Source organism: Cupriavidus sp. MPR-AND1C, from assembly GCF_058809705.1.
This window is the reverse complement of record NZ_JBXASU010000172.1, coordinates 1-5,351: the sequence shown is the minus strand read 5'-3', so window position 1 is coordinate 5,351 and position 5,351 is coordinate 1. Positions and strand designations below refer to the sequence as shown.

At 66.3% G+C, this 5,351-nt stretch carries 6 protein-coding genes; 2 read left to right on the top strand and 4 right to left on the bottom strand.

What is annotated here, in order from left to right:
* Both rsgA and AC1RWI_RS37635 read right to left on the bottom strand, forming a co-directional pair.
* Window positions 1-998 (bottom strand): ribosome small subunit-dependent GTPase A (gene rsgA, locus AC1RWI_RS37640; RefSeq protein WP_492870844.1); only part of this gene is annotated, 998 nt, incomplete at its 3' end.
* Window positions 995-2,242 carry a M48 family metallopeptidase gene (locus tag AC1RWI_RS37635; protein WP_492870843.1) on the bottom strand — a complete coding sequence of 416 codons (1,248 nt, stop codon included), beginning with the start codon at window positions 2,240-2,242 and terminating at the stop codon, window positions 995-997. The genes rsgA and AC1RWI_RS37635, both read right to left, overlap by 4 nt.
* Window positions 2,243-2,437: 195 nt before the next feature.
* Here AC1RWI_RS37635 and orn point away from each other — a divergent pair, with 195 nt between their 5' ends.
* Together orn and AC1RWI_RS37625 are read left to right on the top strand one after the other, a co-directional pair.
* Window positions 2,438-3,088, top strand: a complete 651-nt coding sequence (gene orn, locus AC1RWI_RS37630) for an oligoribonuclease (protein ID WP_043348190.1) — start codon at window positions 2,438-2,440, stop codon at window positions 3,086-3,088.
* Window positions 3,089-3,155: 67 nt separating this feature from the next.
* Entirely contained in the window at window positions 3,156-4,037 is an 882-nt protein-coding gene (locus AC1RWI_RS37625) for an AEC family transporter (protein WP_043348188.1), read from the top strand.
* A 19-nt stretch (window positions 4,038-4,056) separates the two neighbouring features.
* Here AC1RWI_RS37625 and mog read toward each other — a convergent pair whose 3' ends face one another.
* Window positions 4,057-4,710: a molybdopterin adenylyltransferase gene (gene mog / locus AC1RWI_RS37620; protein WP_082054906.1), complete on the bottom strand. Its 654-nt coding sequence runs from the start codon at window positions 4,708-4,710 to the stop codon at window positions 4,057-4,059.
* Between the two features lie 47 nt (window positions 4,711-4,757).
* The gene (gene yjgA, locus AC1RWI_RS37615; protein WP_330218523.1) at window positions 4,758-5,291 is read right to left on the bottom strand and encodes a ribosome biogenesis factor YjgA; all 534 of its coding nucleotides are present in this window, start codon (window positions 5,289-5,291) and stop codon (window positions 4,758-4,760) included.
* Window positions 5,292-5,351 lie beyond the last annotated feature (60 nt).

Sequence of the window (5,351 nt, the reverse complement as noted above, 5' to 3'; positions counted from 1 at the left end):
TGCGTGTAGAGCTGGTGGCGCCGGCCGGAGATCTCACCGGCCTTCATCGACGCTAGCACGCCGCAGCCGGGCTCGTTGATGTGGTGGCAATTGTAGAAGCGGCACTCGGTCAGGCGTGGGCGGAATTCAGGGAACGCGCGCTCCAGCATGCCTTCGCTCAGGTGGTGCAGGCCGAACTCCTGGAAACCCGGCGAATCGATCAGGCAGCCACGCTGGCGCGCTTGAGGATCCGCGCCATCCGCGCTATCCACGCCATCGGCCTCGCCATCCACGCTGGCGGGCAAGTGGTAGAGGCGGGTGAAGGTGGTGGTGTGCTTGCCCGAATCCAGCTTGGCGGAGATTTCCCGCGTTTGCGCTTCCACGCCCGGGATCAGCAGGTTCAGCAGCGAGGACTTGCCCATGCCCGACTGGCCGATCAGGATGCTGGCGCGGTGCGCCAGCTGCGGGCGCAGCTGCGCCAGCGTATCGTCCGGCGACCCGTGCACCGACAGGAACAGCGTCTCGTAGCCAAGCCCGCGGTACAGCGCTAGGCGACCACGCGCTTCTTCCAGCCGCTCGGTCAGGTCGATCTTGTTGAGGATGATCAGCGGGCGGATGCCCAGTGCCTCGGCGGACACCAGCGCGCGGCCGAGCAGGTCTTCCGAGAAGCCCGGCTCGGTCGCCAGCACGATCACTACCTGGTCGATGTTGGCGGCCAGCAGCTTGGACTTGAACTGGTCCGAGCGATGCAGCAGGTTCTTGCGCGGCTTGAAGCCGGTGATCACGCACTGGTCGGACGCGGCGCGCTCGATGGTGACGCGGTCGCCGACCGCGCATTCACTGCGCTTGCCGCGCGGGAAGCCGTGCAGGCGGCTGCCGTCGTCCAGCTCGATCACATAGTGGCGGCCGTGCGCGGCGACGATCAGCGCCTCCTCGGCGGCGGCGCCATTGGCATTGGCATTGGCTTTGGCAGGGCTTGGGGCGCGCTGCGGGCCTCCCCGGCTGGCGGCGCGGCTCATGCGTGCGCCAGCAGGCGGTCGATCCGCTGTGCCGCCGGTGGGTGCGAGTAGTAGAAGGCGCTGTAGATCGGGTCGGGGGTCAAGGTAGAGGCATTGTCCTTGTAGAGCTTGACGAGGGCCGAGACCAGGTGGCCGGCATCGGTCTGGCCGGCGGCAAAGGCATCCGCTTCGAATTCATGGCGGCGCGAGGTCTGGCTGGCCAGGGGGCCGAGCAGGAAGGTGAATACCGGCAAGGTCAGGAAGAACAGCACGAGCGCAAGGGCGTGATTGGTGGTGCCGAGGTTGGGCAGCACGCCCAGCCCGGTGTAGAACCACGTGCGGCTGGAAAGCCAGCCCAGCGCGGCGAGAAACACCAGGCTCAGCGCAAAGCTGACCAGCATGCCCTTGAGGATGTGGCGCCGCTTGAAGTGGCCAAGCTCATGCGCCAGCACCGCTTCGATCTCGTCATCGGCAAGGCGCTCCATCAGCGTGTCGAAGAAAACGATGCGCTTGGCCGTACCGAAACCCGTGAAGTAGGCATTGCCGTGTGCGCTGCGCTTGCTGCCGTCCATGACGAACAGGCCGCGGCTGCGGAAGCCGCATTTCTGCAGCAGGCGCGTGATGCGGGCTTCCAGCGAGGCATTGGCCAACGGCTCGAATCGGTTGAACAGCGGCATGATCACCGACGGAGCAATCATCTGCACAAAGATGGTGAAGGCGATCCACGTCAGCCAGGTCCACGCCCACCAGTACTCGCCCATATGTGCCATCAGCCACAGCACGGCGAGCAGCAAGGGCAGGCCGAGCGCGCAGCCAACGGCGGTCATCTTGAGCATATCGGCCAGGTAGAGCTTCCAGCCCATGCGGTTGAAGCCAAAGCGCTGCTCGATGCCGAACTGCCCGTAGAGCGAGAAGGGCAGGTCGACCAGGCCCCCGATCACGGCCACGCTGGCGATCAGCGCCACGCTGTAGGCGTAGCCCGGGCCGAAGGTGCCGATCCAGAACTGGTTGATCCACTGCAGCCCGCCCAGCATGGTCAGCACGATCAGCAGCGCGGCGCCAGCCAGCACTTCCAGCATCGACAGCCGGGTGCGGGCGATGGTGTAGTCGGCCGCCTTCTGGTGGGCGGACAGTGTAATGGTGTCGGCAAAGCGGGCAGGCACCGCATGACGGTGTTGCGCCACATGGCGCACCTGGCGGGCGGCCAGCCAGAGCTTGGTCAGCACCATCAGCATCAGGGCGGCTAGGAACAGAAACGTGAACATCGGGCAGAGCCTTGTCGTGTGAAGCCTTGGCGTACGCGGTGGCGGCCGGACCGCCGAAGCGGTTTCCGAGCGCGTTGGAACCGGCTGCGGCGGCGGATATGCGAGAATTATAAGTTGTTCGTGCCTGCTGCCCCGTGTTCCTGATCCGGAGCGCGGGCGCGCTCCCTTTTTGCTTCTCTTTCGATTGCAGTCCAGATGACCAGCCAAAATACCCACGTCCCCAGCGGCGTCAAATCCGTCAAGAGCGAAAACAACCTGATCTGGCTGGACATGGAGATGACCGGCCTGATGCCCGACACGGACCGCATCATCGAGATCGCCATCGTCGTGACGGACTCCGAACTCAACATCCTGGCCGAGGGCCCGGTGCTGGTGATCCACCAGGAAGACGCCGTGCTCGATGGCATGGACAACTGGAACAAGGGCACCCACGGCCGCTCGGGCCTGATCGACAAGGTCAAGGCCTCGACCCTGACCGAAGCGCAGGCCGAGGTCGAGCTGCTGGCCTTCCTCAAGCGCTGGGTGCCGGCCGGCAAGTCGCCCATGTGCGGCAACTCGATCTGCCAGGACCGCCGCTTCATGGCGCGCTACATGCCCAAGCTGGAGGCGTTCTTCCACTATCGCAACCTCGACGTCTCCACGCTCAAGGAACTGTGCAAGCGCTGGGAGCCGGCCATCCACAAGGGCTTCATCAAGCGCCAGCTGCACACCGCGCTGGCCGATATCCTGGAATCCGTGGAAGAACTGCGCTACTACCGCACCCACTTCATCCGCCAGTCGGCACCGGCGGCAGCACCTGCAGCCGCAGCCGAGGCGAGCGCGACGCCGGATACCCCGGCCGCCTGATTTTTTCTCCTCCCATGTCACTGCCAAGGCGCCCTGCGGGGCGCCTTGGCTTAACTGCAGCCCACCCATGCTTGCGCGCATCGTCTCGATCATCACGCCGGTCATCCTGATCATCCTGGTCGGCTGGCTCTACGGGCGGCGCGCGCATCCCGACATGTCCGGGATCAACCGCGCCACGCTCGATGTGATCGCGCCGCTGCTGGTGGTGTCGGCCTTTGTCAGCAAGGAGTTCGTGCTGGCCGACCAGCTTGTGCTGCTGGGTTGCGCGGTCGCCGTGGTGCTGGGCTCGGGCTTGCTGGCGTGGCTTGGCGCGCGGCTGCTGGGGGCGGATCCGCGCACCTTTGTGCCGCCGATGATGTTCAACAACTGCGGCAACATGGGCTTGCCGCTATCGGTGTTCGCGTTCGGGCCGGTCGGGCTGGCGCCCGCGGTGGCGCTGTTCGCCGCGTCCAACCTGATGCACTTCACCATCGGCATGAAGATCGTCAACCGGCACGCGTCGATCACGCAGATCGCGCGCAATCCGATGGTGCTGGCAACGGTGGCGGGGGTGGGATTGTCGCTGGCGCGGCCGTGGTTCTCGCTGCCGGAGCCGGTGTTCCAGTCGATCAAGCTGCTGGGCGACGCCACGGTGCCCTTGATGTTGTTCGCGCTCGGCGTGCGCATGAAGGACGTGAGCCTGCGCAACTGGGGCATGGGCGCGATCGGCGCCGTGGTCTGTCCGCTGACCGGCATCGCCTGCGCCTTGCTGCTGGCGCAGGTGGTGCCGCTGACCCAGCTCCAGCGCGGGCTGCTGTTCGTGTTCGCGTCGCTGCCGCCGGCCGTGCTCAACTTCCTGGTGGCCGATCATTTCCGGCAGGAGCCGGATCAGGTGGCGTCGATCGTGCTGCTGGGCAATGTGGCTGCCGTGGTGTTCGTGCCGGTGGGGCTGTATCTGGGGCTGCGATAGCGTGGCAGCCCCCTGAGGCTCACGCGGCGGGCCTGGCGCGGATCGCGTGCTTGGGGCGCCACACCTTGGCCACGGCTTCGTCAGTCTCGATGTAAGGCCCGCCGATCAGGTCGATGCAATAGGGCACGGCGGCAAAGATGCCTTGCACGATGGATTCTCCGTCCTTGCCGCGCAGGCCTTCCAAGGTTTCACGGATGGCGCGCGGCTGGCCCGGCAGGTTGATGATGAGGGCGGCGCGGCTGGCGGTCTCGCGAATCACCGCTACCTGCCGCGACAGGATGGCCGTGGGCACGAAGTGCAGGCTGACCTGGCGCATCTGCTCGCCAAAGCCGGGCATTTCCTTGGTGCCTACCGCCAGCGTGGCCTCGGGGGTGACGTCGCGGCGGGCCGGGCCGGTGCCGCCGGTGGTCAGCACCAGGTCGCAGCCGGCCACGTCGACCAGCTCGATCAGCGTGCGCGAGATCAGCGCCTGCTCGTCAGGGATGAGGCGCTCAACGGCCTGCCAGGGCGAGCTAAGGGCGCGCCCGAACCAGTCGCGCAGCGCCGGGATGCCCTCATCCTGGTAGGTGCCCGTCGAGGCACGGTCGGAGATCGAGACAAAGCCTACCAGCAGTTCGTCCGGGTGCCTGCGGGCAACGGGATGGACCAGCGCGGGCGTTGTGGTTTGCATCATCTTGTCCCCATTTCCTTGGTTGTTGCGTTCGGGATGCCGGTTATCGGTTACTCGCCGGCTTCCGGCTCGGGTTCCTGCTCGCCGGCGGCCGTGGCCTGCTTGCTTTCCAGCGCGGTCTTGATAGCCTGGAACAGCTCGCGGAAGTAGCGCGGCGGCTTGTTCATCTCGTGCTCTTTGCGCGCGTTGCGGATGATGTTGCGCAGCGCCTGGACGTCGCTGGCCGGATGCTCGGCCAGGAATTTCGTCAGCGCGGCGTCGTCCGCCAGCAGCAGCTCGCGCCAGCGCTCGACCAGGTGCAGCTTGGCCGTCTCGGCCTTGCTGGTGCCCTTGAAGCCTTCCAGCACGCGCTGGATGGCGGCCACTTCGTCATCGTCCAGCCTGCGCATGACCTTGCCGACATACTGCATCTGGCGGCGCTTGCCTTCGTGGTTGGTGATGCGCCGCGCGTCGCGGATGGCGTCGGCCAGCGCTTCGGGCATGGGCACGCGCGCCAGGCGGTCCTTGGGCAGGGCTTCAAGTTCCACGCCCAGGTCCTGCAGGGCGAGCATATCGCGCTTTTTCTGCGACTTGCTCTTGAGCATGTCGTCGTCGTCGGCCGGCTCAGGGGTGAACGGGTCGGGGAAGCCGGAGGCGTTCCGGGG

Bases quoted from the DNA above. Each gene is read 5' to 3' on its own strand.
- orn (WP_043348190.1), top strand. From the start codon at position 2,438: ATGACCAGCCAAAATACCCACGTCCCCAGCGGCGTCAAATCCGTCAAG.
- AC1RWI_RS37625 (WP_043348188.1), top strand. From the start codon at position 3,156: ATGCTTGCGCGCATCGTCTCGATCATCACGCCGGTCATCCTGATCATC.
- yjgA (WP_330218523.1), bottom strand. From the start codon at position 5,291: ATGCTCAAGAGCAAGTCGCAGAAAAAGCGCGATATGCTCGCCCTGCAG.
- mog (WP_082054906.1), bottom strand. From the start codon at position 4,710: ATGATGCAAACCACAACGCCCGCGCTGGTCCATCCCGTTGCCCGCAGG.
- AC1RWI_RS37635 (WP_492870843.1), bottom strand. From the start codon at position 2,242: ATGTTCACGTTTCTGTTCCTAGCCGCCCTGATGCTGATGGTGCTGACC.